The organism is Microbacterium karelineae, from assembly GCF_009745985.1.
In the GTDB taxonomy this organism is placed as follows: Bacteria; Actinomycetota; Actinomycetes; order Actinomycetales; family Microbacteriaceae; genus Microbacterium; species Microbacterium karelineae.
On the sequence record NZ_WFIX01000191.1, the window covers coordinates 294,767 to 315,717 of the forward strand.

Here is a 20,951-nt window from a genome sequence, read left to right on the forward strand (position 1 = left end):
GTCCCAGCCTATTCGGCGCGAGGGATGTCGCCGACCCTCGGTAGCCTGGTTCCCATGACTGACACGCGCTGGGCATCCGGCGTCGGAATCGCGACGATCGCGGCCGACGGCACCGTTCTCGACACCTGGTACCCCTCTCCCGCCCTCTCCCCGCTCTCCGGCCGCGACGTGGACGCCGAGCGCGCGTCCCTGGCCGCGCAGGCCGGGCCCGACGAGCGCCGCGGCGTGACGACGGAGGTCGTCGCGATCGAAGCCGACCTCGACGCGCCCGTCGCCTCCACGAGCGACGCCTACCTCCGCCTGCACGCGCTCAGCCACCTGCTCGTCGCGCCCAACACCGTGAGCCTCGACGGCATCTTCGCGCACCTCCCGAACAATGCGTGGACGAACGCGGGGCCCACGACCCCCGAGTTCGCCGCCGCGAACCTCCCCGCGCTGCGCCGCGCCGGCATCCAGGTGTACGCGCAGGACAAGTTCCCCCGCCTGACCGACTACGTCCTGCCCGACGGCGTGCGCATCGCCGACGCATCGCGGATCCGCCTCGGCGCCCACCTCGCCCACGGCACGGTCGTGATGCACGAGGGATTCGTGAACTTCAACGCGGGCACGGTCGGCTCATCGATGGTCGAGGGCCGCATCTCCCAGGGCGTCATCGTGGGCGACGGTTCCGACGTCGGCGGCGGCGCCTCGATCATGGGCACGCTCTCCGGGGGCGGAACGCACCGCGTGTCGATCGGCGAGCGCACCCTTCTCGGGGCGAACGCGGGCCTCGGCATCTCTCTCGGCGACGACTGCGTGGTCGAAGCGGGCCTCTATGTGACGGCGGGCACGAAGATCGTCCTCGCCGACGAGCCGAAGACGGCGGACGGCGCACCCCGGATCGTCAAGGGCGCCCAGCTGTCCGGCGTGAACGGCCTGCTGTTCATCCGCAACTCCGTCACCGGATCCATCGAGGCGCGGAGGCGCTCGGGCGTCGGCGTCACGCTCAACGAGACCCTGCACGCCTGATTCGCGCACGACGAAGGCCGCCTCCCGCATCGGGAGGCGGCCTTCGTCATCTGAGGCGTCAGGCGCCGGGGTAGCGGCGCTCGGGCGCCCCCGTGTACAGCTGCTGCGGGCGTCCGATCTTGCCCTGGCGGTCGAGGTTGCCCTCGCGCCACTGAGCCAGCCATCCCGGCAGGCGGCCGATCGCGAACAGCACCGTGAAGACGCGGAGCGGGAAGCCCATCGCCTTGTAGATGACGCCCGTGTAGAAGTCGACGTTCGGGTACAGGTTGCGTGCCTGGAAGTACTCGTCGCTCAGCGCGAGCTCCTCGAGCTCCTTCGCGAGATCGAGCAGCGGGTCGCTGACGCCGAGCGCCGCGAGCACCTCGTCGGCCGACTGCTTGACGATCTTGGCGCGCGGATCATAGTTCTTGTAGACGCGGTGCCCGAAGCCCATGAGCTTCACGCCGTCTTCCTTGTTCTTCACGCGCTCGACGAAGCGCTGCACGCCCTCGCCGGAGTCGCGGATCTGGCCGAGCATCTTCAGCACGGCCTCGTTGGCGCCGCCGTGCAGCGGGCCCGACAGCGCCTGGATGCCGGCGGAGATCGACGCGAACTGGTCGGCGCCCGTCGAGCCGACGAGGCGCACGGTCGAGGTCGAGGCGTTCTGCTCGTGGTCCTCGTGGAGGATGAGCAGCCGCTCGAGCGCGCGCGCCATGACCGGGTCGACCTCGTACGGCTCGGCCATGTTGCCGAAGTTGAGGCGCAGGAAGTTCTCGACGTAGCCGAGCGAGTTGTCGGGGTACAGGAAGGCCTGTCCCGACGAGGTCTTGTGCGCGTACGCCGCGATGACCGGCAGCTTCGCGAGCAGTCGGATGATGTTCGTCTCGACGTGCGCGGGGTTCTCGGGGTCGGACTGGCCCTCGTAGTACGTCGAGAGCGCCGACGTCGCCGACGACAGGACGGCCATCGGGTGCGCACCGGACGGGAGCGCAGAGAAGAAGCGCTTCAGGTCCTCGTGGAGCAGCGTGTGGCGACGGATCTTGTCGTCGAACTCGGCGAGCTCGTCGGCTGTCGGCAGCTCGCCGTAGATGAGCAGCCAGGCGACTTCGAGGAAGCTCGCGTTCTCGGCGAGCTGGTCGATCGGATATCCGCGATAGCGCAGGATCCCGGCCTCGCCGTCGATGTACGTGATGTCGGACTTCGTCGACGACGTGTTCACGAAGCCGTAGTCGAGAGCGGTGTAGCCGGTCTGCCTCGAGAGCGTCGAGACGTCGATCGCGGGCTTCCCGTCGACGGCCGGCAGAACCGGGAATTCAGCCGTCTTGTCACCGACGATCAGCGTGGCCTTCTCCGGCAGGTGTCCCGCTTCGCTCACGGCGCCTCCTCGTGGGTTGTATGTCTTCGAACTGGCGGTGGATTCGCCCGCGGGTTCTGCGGACATCCCGCCATAGCCTACCGGCCGACGGGGGCAACTGTGAAAATCGGCAGTCTTCTCCGCATGACCCCTGTGGAACCCTACGAAGCCTCAGCGGGCGGCGGCGCGCAGTCGATCCGCAGCCGCGCGGGCGCGCTCGTCCGACACCGTCAGCGAGAGTCGCACGTGGCGCGGGAAGAAGTCGCCGTAGAACACGCCGGGACCCGCGAGGATGCCGAGATCCGCGAGACGCCCCATCGACTCCCAGGCGTCACGGTCCTCCGTCGCCCAGAGGTACAGCCCCGCCTCGCTGCCGTCGATGCGGAAGCCCGCCGCCTCGAGCGCGGGCTTGAGCACCTCGCGCCGCGCACGGTAGACCTCGCGCTGCTGCGCCACGTGCGCGTCGTCGCCGAGCGCGACCGCCATGGCGTGCTGCACCGGGGCGGGCGGCATGAGGCCGAGGTGCTTGCGGTTCTTCAGCAGCTGGGCGACCACGCGGGCACAGCCCGCGAGGAACGCCGCGCGGTAGCCCGCGAGGTTCGACTGCTTGCTCAGCGAGTACACGCTGAGGAGGTTCTCGCGCGAGCCGCCCGTGACGCGGGGGTCGAGCACGCTCGGGACCGGCTCCGATGCCCACGGGCCGTCCCAGCCGAGCTCCGCGTAGCACTCGTCGCTCGCGAGCACGGCGCCGAGCTCGCGAGCGCGCACCACGGCGGCGCGCAGACCGTCGACATCCCAGACCCGCCCGTCCGGGTTGCCGGGCGAGTTGATCCAGATGAGCTTCGTGCCCTCGGGCCATTCGGTCGGGTCGTCGGCGGGCACGGGAGTCGCGCCCGCGACGCGCGCGCCGACGTCGTAGGTCGGGTACGCGGCACGAGGGTGCACGACGATGTCGCCCTCCCTCAGCCCGAGAAGGGTCGGCAGCAGCGCGACGAGCTCCTTGGATCCGATCGTCGGGAGCACATTGCGCTCCTCGAGGCCCGGCACGCCGCGGCGGCGCGCGTACCACGCGCAGATCGCGGCCCGCACCTCGGGGGTTCCCGCGGCGGTCGGATAGCCGTGCGCGTCGGTCGCCGCGACGAGGGCGTCGCGGATGATCGTCGGCGTCGGATCGACGGGCGATCCGATCGACAGATCGCAGATGCCATCAGGATGCCGCGCGGCGCGATCTCGGTACGGCGTGACCTTGTCCCACGGATAGTCGTCGAGGTCGCCGATCGCCATCGCGCTACTCGCCCTGCGGCGGCAGCGCGGAGATGACCGGGTGATCCTTCGCGATCACGCCGACCTTCGCGGCGCCGCCCGGCGAGCCCACGTCCTCGAAGAACTCGACGTTCGCCTTGTAGTAGTCCTCCCACTCGTCGGGGAGGTCGTCCTCGTAGTAGATCGCCTCGACGGGGCACACGGGCTCGCAGGCGCCGCAGTCGACGCACTCGTCGGGGTGGATGTAGAGGCTGCGTTCGCCCTCGTAGATGCAGTCGACCGGGCACTCATCGATGCAGGCGCGGTCTTTGACGTCCACGCAGGGAAGGGCGATCACGTAAGTCACATCGACGATTCTACGCGTGGGATGGCACGCGCGCCGCGAAGGCGAGCCTTAGTGTTTCGGCGCATTACCGGTGCGGATCCGCGGCCACGCCGCGACGATCAGCACGATGGCGGTGAGCACGATCGACCACGTGATCCCGAACGGGAACTCGCCCTCGGCCGCCTGCGGAACCACGACGGATCCACCCGGCCCGCGCCCCGAGAACACGACGAGCGCGCCGAGCATGCCGAGGCCGCAGGCGAGCACCGCTCCCCTGTCCTCGATGAGCAGTCGGATCGCGAGCACGAGCCCGAGGCATCCGACCGCGGCGACGACCATCCCGACCGGTGCCCAGCCGAGCATGAGGGGATGCGAGATGGTGCCCGCGACGCCGAACACGACCCCCGCCGCGAGGGCGAGGATCCATGTCACGACGCGCGCGGGCCAGCTCGTGGGCATCGGTGCGGCGGGCCTCAGGCCTGGCGCTTGCGGCGCGCCGCGTCGCGGCCGCGCTGGGTCTGGTCGAGGACGACCTTGCGGATCCGCACGGCCTCGGGCGTGACCTCGACGCACTCGTCCTCGGCCGCGAACTCGAGCGATTCCTCGAGCGAGAGGATCCGCGGGGGCGTCAGCGCCTCGAACGAGTCGGCGGTGGCCGAGCGCATGTTCGTGAGCTTCTTCTCCTTGGTGATGTTCACGTCCATGTCGTCGGCGCGCGAGTTCTCGCCGACGACCATGCCCTCGTAGACCTCTTCCGTCGGCTTGACGAAGAACGACATGCGCTCCTGCAGGGCGATCATCGCGAACGGCGTGACGGCTCCTGCGCGGTCGGCGACGATGGATCCCGCTTGGCGCGCGACGATCTCGCCGGCCCACTCGCCGTAGCCGTGGGAGATCGCGTTCGCGATGCCCGTTCCGCGGGTCACGGAGAGGAACTGCGTGCGGAAGCCGATGAGGCCGCGCGACGGGACGATGAACTCCATGCGGATCCAGCCCGTGCCGTGGTTCGTCATCGACTCCATGCGGCCCTTGCGCGCCGCGAGCAGCTGCGTGATGGATCCGAGGTGCTCCTCGGGCACGTCGATCGTGAGGTGCTCGTAGGGCTCCGTGGTCTTGCCGTTCTCGTCCTTGCGCGTGACGACCTGCGGCTTGCCGACCGTGAGCTCGAAGCCCTCGCGGCGCATGTTCTCGACGAGGATGGCGAGCTGCAGCTCACCGCGGCCCTGCACCTCCCACGCGTCGGGCTTGCCGATGTCGTTCACGCGGATCGACATGTTGCCGATGAGCTCGCGGTCGAGGCGGTCCTTGACCATGCGGCCCGTGAGCTTGTGCCCCTTGACCTTGCCGACGAGCGGCGATGTGTTCGTGCCGATCGTCATCGAGATCGACGGCTCGTCGACCGTGATCTGCGGGAGCGGGCGGATGTCCTCGGGGTCGGCGATCGTCTCGCCGATCATGATGTCCTCGAAGCCCGCGATCACGGCGATGTCGCCGGGGCCGGCCTGCTCGGCCGGGTACCGGTCGAGCGCCTTCGTCATCTGCAGCTCGGTGATGCGCGCGTTGCGGGTCGTGCCGTCCTGGCGCACCCAGGCGACCGTCTGGCCCTTCTTGAGCGTGCCGTTGAAGACGCGCAGGAGCGCGAGGCGGCCGAGGAACGACGACGAGTCGAGGTTCGTGACCCACGCCTGCAGCGGCGCCTCGTCGTCGTAGGACGGGGCGGGGACGTGCTCGAGGATCGCCTCGAACAGCGGCTCGAGGTCGTCGTTGTCGGGAAGGGAGCCGTCGGCCGGGCGGTTGCGGCTCGCGGCGCCGGCGCGGCCCGAGGCGTACACGACGGGCACGTCGAGCAGCGCGTCGATGTCGAGGTCGGGCACGTCGTCGGCGAGGTCTCCCGCGAGGCCGAGCAGGAGGTCCTGGGCCTCGCCCTCGACCTCCTCGATGCGCGCGTCGGGGCGGTCGGTCTTGTTGACGAGCAGGATCACCGGGAGCTTCGCCTCGAGCGCCTTGCGCAGCACGAAGCGGGTCTGCGGCAGCGGGCCCTCCGACGCGTCGACGAGCAGCACGACGCCGTGCACCATCGACAGGCCGCGCTCGACCTCGCCGCCGAAGTCGGCGTGGCCGGGGGTGTCGATCACGTTGATCGTGACCGGCACATCGGTGTGGACGCCCTTGTACGTGATCGCCGTGTTCTTGGCGAGGATCGTGATCCCCTTCTCACGCTCGAGATCGTTCGAGTCCATGGCGCGCTCGTCGACGTGCTCGTGGTCGCCGAACGACCCGGTCTGCCGCAGCATGGCGTCGACCAGGGTGGTCTTGCCGTGGTCGACGTGCGCGACGATCGCGACGTTGCGGAGATCTGAACGGTGGGCGAGCGCCATGAAGGGGTCCTTCTGGGTTGATGACTGCCCCGGAACCGGGGCAGTCCATCCTATCGCCTCGCCCGTGGCCGGTTGCTGGGCGGCTCAGACCCCGAAGGAGAAGCCGCCCGTCTGGATCAGCGAGAACGCGATCCACACGACGATCGCGATGCCGGCGACGACGGCGCGCACGTCCCACCTGCGCGTCGCGGTTCCGGATCCGCCCGCCGCGTTCGCGTGCAGGCGCTGCAGCTGCTCGACCTCCACCTCCGCGGGATCCTCCGATGCCCGCTTGAGCGAGCGGTGCATGCGGCGCGAGGATCCGCCCCACGCGGTGATACGGGCTCCGTCGTGCAGCGTGAACTCGGCGCTGTAGCGCAGGCGCACGCCGGCGACGGCGGACCACGGCAGCTCGACGATGCGCAGCACGTTGAACAGCCGCGCCCCGTCCTCATCGGCCTCGACGCGCGGGATGACCTGGAACACCCACACGACCCAGACGATCGCCAGGAGCCAGGGCGCGACGAGGAACGCGTCCCACGCGCCGGCGCGCACGGCCATGTCGATCAGCAGATAGGCGCACACGATCGCGGCGATGCCGAGCCACACCCAGCCGATGACGGAGCGGAAGACGAGCGTGCGTGCGGAATCGGGCATGCGCCCCAGCCTACGGAACGGGCGCTGGGCGCCCACCCCGTGCGGGGTGGACGCCCAGACGGCGGGTCGGATCAGGCGCCGAGCGCGAGATCGCGGCCCGGGATCGCGTCGAGAAGGCGACGCGTGTACTCCTGCTCCGGATCCTGGAACACCCGGTCGACGGATCCCTGCTCGACGACGCGGCCCTGCTCCATGACGCAGACGAGGTCGGCCGCCACGCGCACGACCGCGAGATCGTGCGTGATGAACAGGTACGTGAGCCCGAGCTCCTCCTGCAGCTCCGCGAGGAGCTTCAGGATCTGGTCCTGCACGAGCACGTCGAGCGCCGACACCGCCTCGTCGAGGACGACGATCGACGGCTTGAGCGCGAGCGCCCGCGCGATCGCGATGCGCTGGCGCTGGCCGCCCGACAGCTCGTTCGGATACCGCCACGCGAGCTCGCGCGGCAGCGCCACCTGCTCGAGCAGGTCGAAGACCCGCTCGCGCCGAGATGACTGGTCGCCGACGCCGTGGATCTTCAGCGGCTCGGAGATGAGCGCCCCGATCGACCGCATCGGATCCAGCGAACCGTACGGGTCCTGGAACACCGGCTGCATGCGCCCGCGCAGCTCGAACACGTCGCGACTCGTCATCTCGGTCGTGTCGCGGCCCTCGATCCGGACGGATCCGCTCGTCGCCTTCTCGAGCTGCAGCACCATCTTCGCGACCGTCGACTTGCCGGACCCGGATTCGCCGACGAGCGCGAGCGTGCGCCCCTTCGGGATCTGGAACGACACATCGTCGACCGCGCGGAACGGCTCGCTGCGGAGGCCGCCCGTGCGGATCCGGTAGTCCTTCACGAGGTGCTCGACCTCGACCACCGGCGCCTGGCCCGTGAGGGCGGTCGTCGACTGGATCGCGTCGTTCTCGATCACGGTCGCCTGGATCCGCTTCGAGGCGAGGCTCGGCGCGGCGGCGACCAGCCGCCGCGTGTACGGGTGCTGCGGATCCTCGAGGATCTCGCGGCTGGGGCCCGACTCGACGATCTCGCCGCGGCTCATCACGATGATGCGGTCGGCGCGCTCGGCCGCGAGGCCGAGGTCGTGCGTGATGAAGAGCACCGATGTGCCCTTCTCGCGCGTGAGCGACGCGAGGTGATCGAGGATCACCCGCTGCACCGTCACATCGAGGGCGCTCGTCGGCTCGTCCGCGATCAGCAGCTTCGGATCCGCCGCGAGGCCGATGCCGATGAGGGCGCGCTGGCGCATGCCGCCCGAGAACTGGTGCGGGAACTGGTGCAGGCGTCGCTCGGCGTCGGCCAGCCCGGCCTGCTTCAGCACCTCGATCGCGCGCCGCTCGACCTCCTTCCGCCCCGAGGCGAGCCCATTCGCCCGCACCGTCTCCTTCACCTGGAAGCCGATCGACCAGACGGGGTTGAGGTTCGACATCGGGTCCTGCGGGACGTATCCGATCTCCCGCCCGCGGAGGGACTCCATCTGCCGCCGCGATGCGGTCGTGAGCTCGCGACCATCGAGGGTCACGGATCCGCCCGTCACCTTCCCCGTTCCGGGGAGGAGGTCGATGATCGCCGTCGCCGTCGTCGACTTGCCCGATCCGGACTCGCCGACGATCGCGACCGTCTCGCCCTCGTACACGTCGAGGTCGACGCCGTGCACGACCTCGGTCTGCTTCTTCCCGTGGCCGAACGAGATCCGCAGATCGCGGACTGACAGGAGTGGCTGGCTGCTCATCGCTCGGCCCTCGCCTTCGGATCGAGGGCGTCTCGGAAGATCTCGCCCAGCGTGATGAATGACAGCACCGCGAAGGTCAGCGCGAGCGACGGCCAGAACAGCGCCATCGGCGCGGTGCGGATCGTCGTCTGCGCCTGGCCGATGTCGGCGCCCCACGACACGATGTTGCCGCCGAGGCCGACGCCGAGGAACGCGAGCACCGACTCGGCGACGATCGCATTGCCGAGCCCGATCGTCGCGACGACGATCACGGGCGCCATCGAGTTCGGGAGCACGTGCACGACGAGCGTCTTGAATCGGCTCAGACCGATCGCGATCGACGCCATGACGTAGTCCGACTGCTTCACCCGAAGGATCTCGGCGCGCACGATGCGCGCCGTGGATGCCCACGAGAAGCCGCCGATCGCGAACGCGAGGGTCAGCATCGTGCGCTGCTCCGCCGGCATCACCGTCATCACGACGATCGCCGCGATGATGTACGGGATCGTGAAGAAGATGTCGCCGACGCGCGAGAGCAGCGAGTCGAGCCATCCGCCGTAGAAGCCCGCGAAGGCGCCCATGACGAGACCGATGACGGTGCCGATGATCGTGGCGAGCAGGCCGACGACGACCGAGGTGCGGGCGCCCCACGCGAGGCGCGACCAGATGTCGCAGCCCTGCCGCGTGAATCCGAGCGGATGCCCCGCCGAGGCGCCGCCGTTGCTGTTCGCGAGGTTGCAGGCGCCGCCGGCGGGTGCGACGTTCGTGAAGATCGACGGGAACGCCGCCATCGCCACGACGATGAGCGCCACGACGACCGACACCCAGAACAGCGGGCGCCCGCGCATATCGCGCCACGCGTCGAGCCAGAGGTTGCTGCGCTTCTCGTCGACGCGCACCTGGTCGACGACCACCTCGGCATCCGCCACGGGGGCGACGAAATGAGAGTTACGAGACATAGCGGATCCTCGGGTCGAGAAGACCGTAGAGCAGGTCGATCAGCAGGTTGATGAGCACGTACACGACGACGAAGATCGTCACGAAGGAGACGATCGTCGGGGTCTCGTGCTTCAGGATCGCGGTGAACAGCGTGAAGCCGACACCGGGGACGTTGAAGATCGTCTCCGTCACCGTCGCGCCGACCATGAGGATGCCGAACTGTGTGCCCGTATCCGTCACCATCGGGATGAGCGAGTTCCGCAGCACGTGCACGGGGATGACCCGTCGCCGCGGGAGCCCCTTGCCGTAGGCGGTGCGCACCCAGTCCTGGCCGAGCGTCTCGATCGTCGACGAGCGCATGAGGCGCATGCTCGAGGCGTAGATGCTGAACCCGAGGGTGATCGCCGGGAGGATCAGCCCGCTCCAGCCGTTGTTCTCGCCCACGCTGGGGCTGAACCATCCGAGCTGCACCCCGAAGACGAACTGGGCGAAGAAGCCGACCACGAACACCGGCACGGCGACGAAGACGAGCGCTATGACGAGCATGGCGTGGTCGAAGATCGAGTTCTTCAGCAGCGCCGACGCCGCGCCGATCACGATCGCGAGCACGAAGGCGAGCACGACGGCCTCGGCCGCGAGCCGCAGCGTGACGGGGAACGCACGGATCAGCGTGTCGAGCACGGGCTGGCCGTTGAAGCCGATCCCGAAGTCGAGCCGGAAGATGCCGCCGAGATAGTGCAGGTACTGGATGATGAACGGCTGGTCGAGCATGTAGCGCTCACGCAGCTGGTTGAGCAGCGCCTCAGGCGGCTGCTTGTCGCCGAACAGCGCGGCGATCGGGTCGCCGGGCATTGCGAACACCATGTAGTAGATCAGCAGCGTCGCCCCGAGGAACACGGGGATGACCTGCAGGATCCGTTTGAGGATGTAGATAGCCACCCTCTGGCCTCCTTACCGAGAGAAGAGAACGCGACATGACACGAGGCGGTGGCTTCTCGCCACCGCCTCGTGTCAGCGGTCGGTCAGAGCGGTCGGATCACTCCCAGGGGCTGATCTCGTTGGCCTGCTCCCAGAGCTCCATCGCCTTCTCGGGGTTGTACTCGAGCACCTCGGCGCCGGCAAGGGCGTCGCTCCACCCGTCGATGACGGGTGAGGTGAAGTCGCTCGCGGGGGTGCGCGTCCCCTGGAAGATCACGTCGGTGATCGCCTCGCGGTCGATCGACATCGAGATCGCCTGGCGGCGCAGCTGCCCTTCCTCGCCCGCGAAGTGCTCCTGCTCCTGGTGGATCGTGAACGACTGGAAGATCGCGGCCGGGTCGTTGACCCAGCGGTCGCCGAGCTCGTCCTGGTAGGTCTCGAACGCCGAGTCCGGGACCGCGTCGAGCACGTCGAGCTCACCCGCGAGCAGGTCGGCGTACGCCGTGTCCTGCGTCGCGTAGAACGTGATCCGCAGACCGTCGTTCTCCGCGGTGCGGGGACCGTCGTAGTCGGGGTTGACCGCGAGGTCGATCCGGACGTCGTGCTCCCACGCGTTCTCGCCATCGAGCATGTACGGGCCGTTGCCGATGGGCGCGTTGCCGAAGGCCTCCATGTCCTCGAAGGCGACATCGGGCAGCGGGTAGTAGGCCGAATAGCCGAGGCGCTGCGCGAAGTCGGCGGCCGGCTTGTTCAGCGTGATCGTGAACGTGTAGTCGTCGACCTGCTCGAGGCCCGACAGCTCATCGTGGTTCTCGTCCCAGCTGAAGCCCTCGATGTCCTCGAAGAAGTAGCTCGAGAGCTGCGCGTTGTCGAGCGCCGCGCCGTAGTTCCACGCGTTGATGAAGTTGTCGGCGGTGACCTCTTCGCCGTTCGTGAACGTGAGGCCCTCGCGGATCTTCACCGTCAGCTGCGTCGGCGAGTCGACCGTGATCTCCTCGGCGACGTCGTTCTCGACGGATCCGTCGGCCTGATACGAGATCAGGCCGGCGAAGGTCGCGTCGAGGATCTTGCCGCCGCCGACCTCGTTGGTGTTCGTGGGAATCAGCGGGTTCTGCGGCTCGGAGCCGTTCGCGGTGATGACGCCGTCGTCCTTCGTGATCTCGTTGAAGATCGGGACGGAGTGCCAGTCGAACTGGACGTTCTCGACGTTCTCGCTCCAGCCGCCGACGACGTTCGAGTACCACAGCGGGATCGCGGGGAGATCCTGGAGGAGGACCTCCTGCGCCTGCTGGAACAGGGCGTTCGCGGCGTCGGGGTCCTCCGTCGAGATGCCCTCTGCGAGCAGCGAGTCGAACTCCTCCGACGAGTAGTCGCCGTCGTTCGAACCGGCGCCGGTCGCGTAGATCGGGCCGAGGAAGTTGTACAGGCCCGGGTAGTCGGCCTGCCAGCCGGTGCGGAAGGCGCTCTCGATCGTGCGGTTCGTGACCTCTTCGCGGAGCCCCGCGAAGTCGGGGTAGGGCACGCCGACGGCGTCGATGCCGAGTGTGCCCGAGATCGAGTTCGCGACCGCGTCGACCCAGGCCTGGTGGCCGCCGTCGGCGTTGTAGGCGAGGCCGAACTCGAGCGTGCTGCCGCTCGTCGGCTCCTCGGTCGTCTCGTCTCCTGTGTCGCTCGAGCCGCAGCCGGTGAGGGCGAGTGCCCCGGCACCGAGCACGGCGACGCCAGTCATGGCGATCCTGTTGCGCTTCACGTGTGCTCCTTGAAGAAGGGATCTGTTACGGTCCGCCGGGTACCCCGAAGATGGGCGCGGACTGTGGTGTGACTCTATGCGTTCACGAAGAGTGCACCAAGTATTTCCTCGAACCGTTACACAGGATTTATCCAGCTCGCCACTGGCTTCGCAATCTGCTCAACGGCGGCGCCGAGGTGGATCCGCGCCAGAGCGCTCGTGTGGCACGCTGTCACGCGTGACTGCTTCGCCCTCCCGCACGCGACTCGCGTGGGAGATCGGGATCGTGCTCGCCCTGTCGATCGGACAGTCGGCCGTGTACTCCGTGCTCTCCCTCGTCCGATCCCTCACCCGCGACGCCGCGCTCGCCGACCAGGTGACGGCGCTGAACCCCTCGCGGGCGGACGCGGCGATCTGGGACGCGATCTACCGCGTCTTCGACGTCTTCTTCGACGTCGCGCTCGTCGCGCTCGTCGTGTACCTGCTGCGGGAGCCGGGGCGCAGCGCCCTCCGGCGGATCGGCTTGGACCTCTCGCGCCCTGGGCGCGACGTCGGCGTCGCCGTGCTGTTGCTCGCGGCCATCGGGATCCCCGGCCTCGCGCTCTACGCGCTCAGCCGGCTCGCGGGTCTGACGCTCGAGGTGCAGGCGGCCGAACTCGACGCGGCGTGGTGGACGATCCCCCTCCTGCTGCTCTCGGCCGTGCGGGCGGGCCTGCTCGAGGAGGTCATCCTGAACGGCTACCTCGGCGAGCGCCTCGGGGCGCTCGGCTGGGGCACGTGGCGGATCCTCGTCGCCGTCGCGATCCTGCGCGGCGCGTACCACCTGTATCAGGGCCCGGCGATGGCGCTCGGCAACGTCGTGATGGGCCTCGTCTTCGGCTGGGTGTACCTGCGATGGCGCCGCGTCATGCCGCTGGTCCTCGCGCACACGCTCCTCGACGCCTTCGCATTCGTCGGCTACCCCCTCGCGGCCCCCTACCTCCCCTGACCCGTCATTTCTGGCACATCTCCGCGCGGGAATCCACGCGGATTCGTGCCAGAGATGAAGGGTTGGGAGCATTCGACGCCGGTGCTGGCAGCGTTTCCACAGCAGTCGATTCTCGTGACTTGTTCACATTCCGTTCCCTGGCGCGGACAGCACCGCCAGGATCGGTCCATGACCACAGACGCACTTGCCATCGACGCACTGAGCATTCGACCATCCCCCATCGCGTTGCTGCGCCGCACGGAGGCCGGCATTCGCTTCGATCATGCGATCAGTTCGGGGCGACTGCACCGGATCCGCAGCGGTGTCTATGTCGATGCAGCCGAGTGGGAGCGGACGCCCCCGTGGGACCGAGACGTCGCACGAATCCATGCCTTCGCTCTGAAATCGCCCGGCACGGTGTTCGTGCTCGAATCGGCCGCTGCGTTGTACACGCTCCCCGTGCTCGGCAAGCCTCGCCACCTGCACGCACGTGCAGCGACTGCGAGCGGCGCCCGCCTCACTCGGGACGTGCAGTGGCATCACACGAGCGACGAGCCCGATGTCACGGAGGCCCCGGGCATCGCCGCCACCTCGCCGATCGACACGATCGTGGATCTCGCCCGCACCCGCCATCCCGCGATCGCTCGTGCGGCGGCCGATGCACTGATACGGAAGACCCGTATCAACGTCGCCACCCTCCTCTCCGCCAATGACGCACGGATCAGCGGCCGCGGACGGTCCGCGGCGCGGTGGCCGCTGTCGACGGCGACAGGCCGCGTCGAGACACCGCTCGAGTCCGTTTCGCTCTGCGTCATCGAATGGCTCGGGTTCGAGCCGCCCGAGCTGCAGGTGGAGTTCGCACTGCCCGACGGATCGATCGCGCGAGCCGATTGCTATTGGCCTTCCGTCGACGTGATCGGCGAAGCGGATGGTCGGGAGAAGTACTCGCTCGATGGGTCGATCCCCGAGGATCGGATGTGGTCGGAGAAGCGTCGCGAGGATGCGCTCCGTCGCCAGGCCCGCGGCGTCGCGCGATGGACGTGGGACGACCTCCGACACCCCGAGACGATGAGACAGATCCTCCGCACCGCAGGCGTACCTGAAGTCGCCCCCACCCGGTCGGAGCTGCTGCGGACGCTCCGCCCGCTCATCTGATCCCCAACCCTTCATTTCTGGCACATCTCCGCGTGCGAACCCGTGAAGAGATGTGCCAGAAATGAAGGTTTGGCGGGTGCTATCCGTCCGCGATGAGTCGCTTGCCCGTCACGCCGACCGACTCGCGGGCGTAGCCCCGGGCGTCGTAGAACGCGAAGACCTGTTCGTTGCCCGAGCGCACCATGAGCTGCGCCTTCGGGCAGCCGAGCGCCTCGAGGCGCCTCTCCGCCTCGGCGACGAGCGCGGATCCGATTCCCTCCCCGCGACGGGACGGGTCCGTCGCGAGGTAGTAGAGCCAGCCGCGGTGGCCGTCGTACCCCGCCATGACGGATCCGACGACCGCGTCTCCGTCATCGGCGACGAGCAGCAGGTCGGGCCAGACGGCGCGGGCGCGGGCGATGTCGGCGCGCGGGTCGTTCCACGGACGAGTGAGCCCCGTCGCCTCCCACAGCACGACGACGGCGTCGACGTCCGCGTCGGCCAGCGGACGGATCGCGACGCTCACCGGATCCTCGCCTCGAGGCCGCGCCGCACCGTCGGCCATTCGGCGTCGATGATCGAGAACACGACCGTGTCGCGGAGGGTGCCGTCGGGCATGATCCGGTGATTGCGCAGGACACCGTCCTGCTTAGCACCCAGTCGTTCGATCGCCGCGCGCGACTGGCGATTATGCCAGTGCGTGCAGAACTGCACCGCGATGCAGCCGAGGTCGTCGAACGCGCGGGAGAGGAGGAGCAGCTTCGCCGCCGGATTGATGCCCGAGCCGTGCGCCGAGCGGGCCATCCACGTGTATCCGATCTCGACGCGCCGGTTCGGCTCGTCGAGATTGCAGAACGTCGTCACGCCGACGGCACGGTCCGTCGACCGATCGACGATCGCCCAAGGCGCCAGATCGCCATCCCGCTGGCGCGCGAGGCGCGAGTCGATCTCGGCCGCGACGTCCTCCGGGCGGGGCACGCTCGTGTACCACGCACGCCACAACTCGCCGTCGGCGACGGCGACCGCGAGGCCGTCGGCGTGCGTGTGCGCGAGGGGCTCGAGCCTGACGCGGGCGTTTTCGAGAACAGGTGTCGATGCGAAGCTCACTCGACGAGCGTACTGGCGCTCAGTTCGCGATCGACGCACCGGCATAGGCTCGACGCATGGCGACTCCCGAATTCATCCTGCGCCTGCGCGAGAAGGTCGGCCACGAGCTGCTCTGGCTCATCGGCGTGACGGCAGTCGTCGTGAGAGGCGACGAGGTGCTCCTCGTACAGCGCGCCGACAACGGCATGGTCACGCCCGTCACGGGCATCGTGGATCCGGGCGAGGATCCCGCTGTCGCCGCCGTGCGCGAGGTGGCAGAGGAGGCGGGGATCGAGGCGCGTGCCGACGCGCTCGTCTGGGTGCGGGCGCTCCCGCCCATGACGTACGCGAACGGCGACCGCGCGCAGTACCTGGACATCGTCGTGCGGTGCGCGACCGAAGGAGGGGATCCGCATCCCGCCGACGGCGAGAACACGCGCGCCTGGTGGTGCCCGATCGGCGCGCTCGACGACGCGGGCCTGAACGACGACATGCGCGAGCGGATCCACGAGGCGCTCGCGCACGAGGGGACGGCGAGGTTCGAGCGGTGATCGACCACGAGGCGAAGCGGATCCATGTGAGCGCCGTCGTGCTGCGCCACCCGGACACGGGCGAGCTGCTCACAGTGCGCAAGCGCGGGACGACGATGTTCATGCAGCCGGGCGGGAAGCCGGATCCGGGCGAGAGCGCCGTCGACGCCGCCGTGCGGGAGGTCCGTGAGGAGCTCGGCGTCGTGCTGGATCCTCTCGAGTTGCGTCTCCTCGGCGTGTTCGAGGCGCCGGCCGCGAACGAGGGCGGCTACGCCGTGCGCGCCACGGTGTTCACCCACCCGCCCGTCGAGGTGACGGTTCCTGCGGCCGAGATCGAGGAGATCCGCTGGGTCGACGAGCGGGGACCGCTCGGCGCGGACCTCGCGCCGCTCATGACGGCGCGGATCGTCCCGGCGCTGCGGGCCGCCGGGGCGTGAGCAACGCCAACCCTTCATTTCTGGCACTAACCTTCGCGGATTCCCGAACGGAGATGTGCCAGAAATGAAGGGTTGGGGGCGGACCTACGCGAACGTCTCCGGGGGCGGGCAGGCGCACACGAGGTTGCGGTCGCCGTAGGCCTGGTCGATGCGGCGCACCGGCGGCCAGTACTTGCCGGCCGCGCCCGCCGGGAACACCGCCTCCTCGCGCGTGTACGGGTGCGCCCACTCCGGGACCGCGATCGACTCGGCCGTGTGGGGAGCGTTCACGAGCGGGTTGTCGTCCGCCGGCCACTCCCCCGACGCCACGCGCCGGGCCTCGGCTGCGATCCGGATCATCGCATCGCAGAACCGGTCGAGCTCCGCGCGATCCTCCGACTCGGTCGGCTCGACCATGAGCGTGCCCGCGACGGGGAACGACATCGTCGGCGAATGGAAGCCGTAGTCGACGAGGCGCTTGGCGACGTCGTCCACGGTGATGCCCGTCTCGGCACGCAGGGGCCGCAGGTCGACGATGCACTCGTGCGCGACGCGCCCGTTCTCTCCGGCGTAGAGGATCGGGAACGCCTCCGCGAGCCGCCCCGCCACGTAGTTCGCGTTCAGCACGGCCGCGTCGGTCGACGCCGTGAGCCCCTCGAGCCCGAGCATGCGGATGTACGCCCACGTGATCGGGAGGATGCTCGGGGATCCGTACGGCGCCGCCGAGACGGGACCGATCCCCTCGCGCGCCACCTGCGCGTCGTCGTGCGACGGCAGGTACGGCGCGAGGTGCGCCTTCGCCGCGACGGGTCCGACGCCCGGCCCGCCGCCGCCGTGGGGGATCGAGAACGTCTTGTGCAGGTTGAGGTGGGACACGTCGCCGCCCAGCTCGCCGAACCGCGCGTGACCGACGAGCGCGTTGAGGTTCGCGCCGTCGATGTAGACCTGCCCGCCGGCCTCGTGCACGGCCGCGGTCACGTCGAGCACGTCGTGCTCGTAGACGCCGTGGGTCGAGGGGTAGGTGATCATGAGGGCGGCGAGCGCGGATCCGTGCTCGGCGATCTTCGCGCGCAGATCGGCGAGGTCGACGTCGCCCGTCTCGTCGCAGGCCACGACGACGACCCGCAGGCCGGCGAGCACTGCCGAGGCCGCGTTCGTGCCGTGCGCCGACGACGGGATCAGGCAGACGTCGCGCTCGTCGTCGCCGTTCGCCGCGTGGAACCGGCGGATCGCGAGGAGGCCCGCGAGCTCGCCCTGCGAGCCGGCGTTCGGCTGCAGGGAGACCGCGTCGTATCCCGTGAGGTCGGCGAGCCAGGCCTCGAGCTGCGCGATGAGGGCGAGGTAGCCCTCGACCGTCTCGCTCGGCGCGAAGGGGTGGATCCGGCTGAACTCCGGCCAGCTGGTCGCCTGCATCGCGGCGGCCGCGTTGAGCTTCATCGTGCACGAGCCGAGCGGGATCATGCCGCGGTCGAGCGCATAGTCCTTGTCGGCGAGGCGCTTGAGGTACCGCATCATCGCCGTCTCGGAGCGGTGCTCGTGGAAGACGGGGTGCGCGAGGAACTCGTCGTCGCGGCGGAGCGCGGCCGGGAGCACCGACGAGTCCGCGCGTCCTCCGCGAGTCCGCTGCGCATCGCTGCGGACTCGGCGAAGACCTGTGGGCTCGGGGACGCCGCGCACCGCCGCGAACGCGGCATGCACCGCGTCGAGATCGGCCTCCGTCGTCGCCTCGCCGATCGAGATCCCGACCGTGTCGGCATCGACCTCGTGCAGCAGCACGCCGGAATCGCGCGCGGCCGCGACGACCGCCGCGGCGTCGCCCGGAACCCGGACCCGGATCGTGTCGAAGAACGACTCGTGCACGAGCGCGGCGCCCGCATCGCGCAGCCGTGCCGCGAGGTCGTCCGCTTTGCCCGCGATCTCCCCCGCGATCACCCGCAGCCCGTCTGGCCCGTGGAACACGGCGTACATCGACGCCATGACGGCCAGCAGCACCTGCGCCGTGCAGATGTTGCTCGTCGCCTTCTCGCGGCGGATGTGCTGTTCGCGCGTCTGGAGCGCGAGCCGGTACGCCGTGTGTCCGTCCGCGTCCTTCGAGACGCCCACGAGGCGGCCGGGCAGCTGGCGCTCGAGCCCCGCCCTGACGGCCATGTATCCCGCGTGCGGCCCACCGAATCCGAGCGGCACGCCGAAGCGCTGCGTGGATCCGACGACGATGTCCGCGCCGATCGACCCGGGCGAGGAGAGCAGCACGAGCGCCATGATGTCGGCGGCGACGATCGCCTGCGCCCCCGCCGCGTGCGCGGATGCGATGACGGCGGACGGATCCCACACCCGCCCCGAGGCGCCCGGATACTGGGCGAGCACGCCGAAGCACTCATCGGGCAGCGCCTCGCCGCCGGCCAGGTCGCGTTCGACGACCTCGATCCCGACGGCGTCGGCGCGCAGCCGCACGACGCTCTTCGTCTGCGGCAGCGCGTCGGCGTCCACGACGAACACATTCGACGCCTGGCCGCGGACGGCGCGGCGCGCGAGCAGCATGGCCTCGACGGCGCTCGTCGCCTCGTCGAGCATCGACGCGTTCGCGACGGGCAGGCCGGCGAGGTCGCCCACGACCGTCTGGAAGTTCAGCAGCGCCTCGAGTCGGCCCTGCGAGATCTCGGGCTGGTACGGGGTGTAGGCCGTGTACCAGGAGGGATTCTCGAACACGTTCCGCTGGATCACGGCGGGCGTGATCGTGTCGCTGTATCCGAGCCCGATCATGGGCGAGAGCACGCGGTTGCGGGCGGCGAGGGCGCGCAGCTCGGCGAGCGCCTCGGCCTCGCTCACGCCCGCGCGGGGCACGGATCCGTCGGTGCGGCCGTCCGAGCGGATGGCGGTCGGGATCGCCTCGCCCATGAGCGATGCGACGCCGTCGAGCCCGAGGGACGCGGCCATCGCGCCGCGGTCGCCGGCCGAAGGGCCGATGTGGCGGGCCGTGAAGTCGACGCTCATGCGCCGGCGCCCGTGAGGGCGACATACGCGTCGCGGTCGAGCAGGCCCGAGACCTCCCCCGAGACGCGCACCCTGACGAGCCAGCCGGTGCCGAAGGGGTCGTCGCCGACCATCGCGGGATCCGCGTCGGCGTCGGAGTTGACCTCGACGACCTCGCCCGAGACGGGCGCGTAGAGCTCGGAGACCGACTTGGTCGACTCGATCTCGCCCATGACGTCGTTCGCCGTCACGGAGGATCCGACCGCGGGCATGTCGACGTAGACGACGTCGCCGAGCTGCTCGGCGGCATGATCGGTGATGCCGATCGTCGCGATGTCGCCGTCGACGGCGACCCACTCGTGCTCGGCCGTGTACAGGAGGGTGGTGAGGTCGGTCATGATGCGCTCCGCGAGTAGAAGGGAAGGGGACGGACGGCGGCGGCGATGCGGGTGCCGCGCACGTCGATCGTGAGGTCGCCTGCGTCGGCGGCGTCGGGGTCGACGTACGCCATGGCGATGGGATGTCCGAGGCTCGGGCTGAGGGCGCCGCTCGTGATCTCGCCGACGACGGCGTCGCCGCGGAGTACGGGGTAGCCCTCGCGCCCCGCGCGCCGGCCCTCGGCCGCGAGCCCGACGAGCACGCGCGCGCCGGGGCGCGGATCCTTGGCCGCCTCGCCGATGAATCCGGTCTTGTCAGCGGGGATGATCCGGCCGAGGCCCGCCTGGGCGGGGACGATCTCGCGCGACAGCTCGTGCCCGTACAGCGGCATGCCCGCCTCGAGGCGCAGCGTGTCGCGGGCCGCGAGTCCGGCGGGGATCAGGCCGTGCGGGGCGCCGGCGGCGAGCATCTCGCGCCAGAGCGCGACGGCGTGCTCGGCACGGACGTACAGCTCGAAGCCGTCCTCGCCCGTGTAGCCCGTGCGACCGACGAGGAGCGGGGATCCGGCGAACATCGCATCGCTCCACGCGTAGTTCCGAAGCCCGTCGAGGGGCGTGCCGAGTTCGGTGATGCCGCGCACCTCCTCGAGGATCCGCCGGGAGGCCGGTCCCTGCAGGGCGATGAGCGCGTAGTCGTCGCCGACGTCGCGGACCGTCACGTCGAATCCGGCGGAGCGCTCGGCGAGTGCCCGCGCGACGGCGTCGCGGTTGCCGGCATTGGGCACGACGAGGAACTCGTCGTCGGCGAGCCGGTAGCTGACGAGGTCGTCGACGATCCCGCCGTCCTCGGCCAGGATCATCGAGTACTTCGCCCGGCCGACCGCGACGGCGGAGAGCCGGCCGGCGAGGGCATGGTCGAGGAAGGCGCCCGCGTCGGTGCCCGTCACAAGGATCTCGCCCATGTGGGAGATGTCGAACAGGCCGGCCGCCTCGCGCACGGCCCGGTGCTCCTCGAGATGCGACGTGCAGCGCACGGGCATGCGCCAGCCGCCGAAGTCGGTGAACACGGCGCCGGCGGCCTCGTGCTCGGCGACGAGGGGCGTCTCGCGAAGGGGGATGGGTGGAGGGGACGACATGGAGTTCTCCCGGATCGGCGGATGCCTCGCTGCGAGGCGTGAGAACTCCCCCTCTGTCATCGGCCTGAGAGCTTCGACGCGGCGAGCGCGTCTTTCA

At 69.8% G+C, this 20,951-nt stretch carries 20 protein-coding genes; 5 read left to right on the forward strand and 15 right to left on the reverse strand.

Features of this window, described 5'->3' with window-relative positions; genetic code table 11:
• Window positions 1–54 precede the first annotated feature (54 nt).
• A complete protein-coding gene (gene dapD, locus GB932_RS17880; protein ID WP_156762048.1) occupies window positions 55–1,008 on the forward strand; it encodes a 2,3,4,5-tetrahydropyridine-2,6-dicarboxylate N-succinyltransferase in 954 nt (317 codons plus the stop codon).
• 58 nt (window positions 1,009–1,066) lie between these two features.
• Here dapD and GB932_RS17885 read toward each other — a convergent pair whose 3' ends face one another.
• The 10 genes from GB932_RS17885 to GB932_RS17930 form a co-directional block, all read right to left on the reverse strand.
• A complete protein-coding gene (locus GB932_RS17885; protein WP_231916291.1) occupies window positions 1,067–2,362 on the reverse strand; it encodes a citrate synthase in 1,296 nt (431 codons plus the stop codon).
• Between the two features lie 150 nt (window positions 2,363–2,512).
• Complete coding sequence (gene dapC, locus GB932_RS17890) at window positions 2,513–3,625, reverse strand: succinyldiaminopimelate transaminase (RefSeq protein WP_156762050.1); 1,113 nt, start codon at window positions 3,623–3,625, stop codon at window positions 2,513–2,515.
• Window positions 3,626–3,629: 4 nt separating this feature from the next.
• Complete coding sequence (gene fdxA / locus GB932_RS17895; RefSeq protein ID WP_110588660.1) at window positions 3,630–3,950, reverse strand: ferredoxin; 321 nt, start codon at window positions 3,948–3,950, stop codon at window positions 3,630–3,632.
• A 48-nt stretch (window positions 3,951–3,998) separates the two neighbouring features.
• Window positions 3,999–4,388: a histidinol dehydrogenase gene (locus tag GB932_RS17900; RefSeq protein ID WP_156762051.1), complete on the reverse strand. Its 390-nt coding sequence runs from the start codon at window positions 4,386–4,388 to the stop codon at window positions 3,999–4,001.
• A 14-nt stretch (window positions 4,389–4,402) separates the two neighbouring features.
• Window positions 4,403–6,307 carry a translational GTPase TypA gene (gene typA / locus GB932_RS17905; protein ID WP_156762052.1) on the reverse strand — a complete coding sequence of 635 codons (1,905 nt, stop codon included), beginning with the start codon at window positions 6,305–6,307 and terminating at the stop codon, window positions 4,403–4,405.
• An 84-nt stretch (window positions 6,308–6,391) separates the two neighbouring features.
• On the reverse strand, window positions 6,392–6,943 hold the full coding sequence (locus GB932_RS17910; protein ID WP_156762053.1) for a PH domain-containing protein: 552 nt from the start codon (window positions 6,941–6,943) through the stop codon (window positions 6,392–6,394).
• Between the two features lie 71 nt (window positions 6,944–7,014).
• Complete coding sequence (locus GB932_RS17915; RefSeq protein ID WP_156762054.1) at window positions 7,015–8,673, reverse strand: dipeptide ABC transporter ATP-binding protein; 1,659 nt, start codon at window positions 8,671–8,673, stop codon at window positions 7,015–7,017.
• Window positions 8,670–9,611, reverse strand: coding sequence for an ABC transporter permease (locus GB932_RS17920; RefSeq protein ID WP_156762055.1), 942 nt, complete (start codon window positions 9,609–9,611; stop codon window positions 8,670–8,672). Before GB932_RS17920 ends, GB932_RS17915 begins: the two co-directional genes overlap by 4 nt.
• Window positions 9,601–10,530, reverse strand: a complete 930-nt coding sequence (locus tag GB932_RS17925; RefSeq protein ID WP_156762056.1) for an ABC transporter permease — start codon at window positions 10,528–10,530, stop codon at window positions 9,601–9,603. Before GB932_RS17925 ends, GB932_RS17920 begins: the two co-directional genes overlap by 11 nt.
• A gap of 97 nt (window positions 10,531–10,627) precedes the next feature.
• On the reverse strand, window positions 10,628–12,238 hold the full coding sequence (locus GB932_RS17930; RefSeq protein ID WP_156762269.1) for a peptide ABC transporter substrate-binding protein: 1,611 nt from the start codon (window positions 12,236–12,238) through the stop codon (window positions 10,628–10,630).
• 238 nt (window positions 12,239–12,476) lie between these two features.
• On the opposite strand from GB932_RS17930, the gene GB932_RS17935 reads away from it, so the two are divergent.
• Window positions 12,477–13,226 carry a CPBP family intramembrane glutamic endopeptidase gene (locus tag GB932_RS17935; RefSeq protein WP_231916293.1) on the forward strand — a complete coding sequence of 250 codons (750 nt, stop codon included), beginning with the start codon at window positions 12,477–12,479 and terminating at the stop codon, window positions 13,224–13,226.
• Window positions 13,227–13,394: 168 nt separating this feature from the next.
• Entirely contained in the window at window positions 13,395–14,360 is a 966-nt protein-coding gene (locus GB932_RS17940) for a hypothetical protein (protein ID WP_156762058.1), read from the forward strand.
• A gap of 79 nt (window positions 14,361–14,439) precedes the next feature.
• On the opposite strand, the gene GB932_RS17945 is transcribed toward GB932_RS17940, so the two are convergent.
• Window positions 14,440–14,865 carry a GNAT family acetyltransferase gene (locus GB932_RS17945; RefSeq protein ID WP_156762059.1) on the reverse strand — a complete coding sequence of 142 codons (426 nt, stop codon included), beginning with the start codon at window positions 14,863–14,865 and terminating at the stop codon, window positions 14,440–14,442.
• A complete protein-coding gene (locus tag GB932_RS17950) occupies window positions 14,862–15,446 on the reverse strand; it encodes a GNAT family N-acetyltransferase (protein ID WP_231916294.1) in 585 nt (194 codons plus the stop codon). The genes GB932_RS17945 and GB932_RS17950 overlap by 4 nt, the downstream gene beginning before the upstream one ends.
• A 56-nt stretch (window positions 15,447–15,502) precedes the next feature.
• On the opposite strand from GB932_RS17950, the gene GB932_RS17955 reads away from it, so the two are divergent.
• Window positions 15,503–15,976, forward strand: coding sequence for an NUDIX hydrolase (locus GB932_RS17955; RefSeq protein WP_156762061.1), 474 nt, complete (start codon window positions 15,503–15,505; stop codon window positions 15,974–15,976).
• Window positions 15,973–16,392 (forward strand): NUDIX hydrolase, encoded by a 420-nt coding sequence (locus tag GB932_RS17960; protein WP_231916295.1) that lies wholly within the window; start codon window positions 15,973–15,975, stop codon window positions 16,390–16,392. Before GB932_RS17955 ends, GB932_RS17960 begins: the two co-directional genes overlap by 4 nt.
• Window positions 16,393–16,476: 84 nt before the next feature.
• On the opposite strand, the gene gcvP is transcribed toward GB932_RS17960, so the two are convergent.
• Genes gcvP through gcvT form a run of 3 tightly spaced genes read right to left on the reverse strand, consistent with a single transcriptional unit; the run spans window position 16,477 to window position 20,854 of the window.
• Complete coding sequence (gene gcvP / locus GB932_RS17965; RefSeq protein WP_156762062.1) at window positions 16,477–19,362, reverse strand: aminomethyl-transferring glycine dehydrogenase; 2,886 nt, start codon at window positions 19,360–19,362, stop codon at window positions 16,477–16,479.
• Window positions 19,359–19,739 (reverse strand): glycine cleavage system protein GcvH, encoded by a 381-nt coding sequence (gcvH, locus tag GB932_RS17970; protein WP_156762063.1) that lies wholly within the window; start codon window positions 19,737–19,739, stop codon window positions 19,359–19,361. The genes gcvP and gcvH overlap by 4 nt, the downstream gene beginning before the upstream one ends.
• Window positions 19,736–20,854 carry a glycine cleavage system aminomethyltransferase GcvT gene (gcvT, locus tag GB932_RS17975; RefSeq protein ID WP_156762064.1) on the reverse strand — a complete coding sequence of 373 codons (1,119 nt, stop codon included), beginning with the start codon at window positions 20,852–20,854 and terminating at the stop codon, window positions 19,736–19,738. Before gcvT ends, gcvH begins: the two co-directional genes overlap by 4 nt.
• Window positions 20,855–20,951: the final 97 nt, after the last annotated feature.

Bases quoted from the DNA above. Each gene is read 5' to 3' on its own strand.
- dapD (WP_156762048.1), top strand. From the start codon at position 55: ATGACTGACACGCGCTGGGCATCCGGCGTCGGAATCGCGACGATCGCG.
- dapC (WP_156762050.1), bottom strand. From the start codon at position 3,625: ATGGCGATCGGCGACCTCGACGACTATCCGTGGGACAAGGTCACGCCG.
- GB932_RS17900 (WP_156762051.1), bottom strand. From the start codon at position 4,388: ATGCCCACGAGCTGGCCCGCGCGCGTCGTGACATGGATCCTCGCCCTC.
- typA (WP_156762052.1), bottom strand. From the start codon at position 6,307: ATGGCGCTCGCCCACCGTTCAGATCTCCGCAACGTCGCGATCGTCGCG.
- GB932_RS17910 (WP_156762053.1), bottom strand. From the start codon at position 6,943: ATGCCCGATTCCGCACGCACGCTCGTCTTCCGCTCCGTCATCGGCTGG.
- GB932_RS17915 (WP_156762054.1), bottom strand. From the start codon at position 8,673: ATGAGCAGCCAGCCACTCCTGTCAGTCCGCGATCTGCGGATCTCGTTC.
- GB932_RS17920 (WP_156762055.1), bottom strand. From the start codon at position 9,611: ATGTCTCGTAACTCTCATTTCGTCGCCCCCGTGGCGGATGCCGAGGTG.
- GB932_RS17930 (WP_156762269.1), bottom strand. From the start codon at position 12,238: ATGACTGGCGTCGCCGTGCTCGGTGCCGGGGCACTCGCCCTCACCGGC.
- GB932_RS17940 (WP_156762058.1), top strand. From the start codon at position 13,395: ATGACCACAGACGCACTTGCCATCGACGCACTGAGCATTCGACCATCC.
- GB932_RS17955 (WP_156762061.1), top strand. From the start codon at position 15,503: ATGGCGACTCCCGAATTCATCCTGCGCCTGCGCGAGAAGGTCGGCCAC.
- gcvP (WP_156762062.1), bottom strand. From the start codon at position 19,362: ATGAGCGTCGACTTCACGGCCCGCCACATCGGCCCTTCGGCCGGCGAC.
- gcvH (WP_156762063.1), bottom strand. From the start codon at position 19,739: ATGACCGACCTCACCACCCTCCTGTACACGGCCGAGCACGAGTGGGTC.
- gcvT (WP_156762064.1), bottom strand. From the start codon at position 20,854: ATGTCGTCCCCTCCACCCATCCCCCTTCGCGAGACGCCCCTCGTCGCC.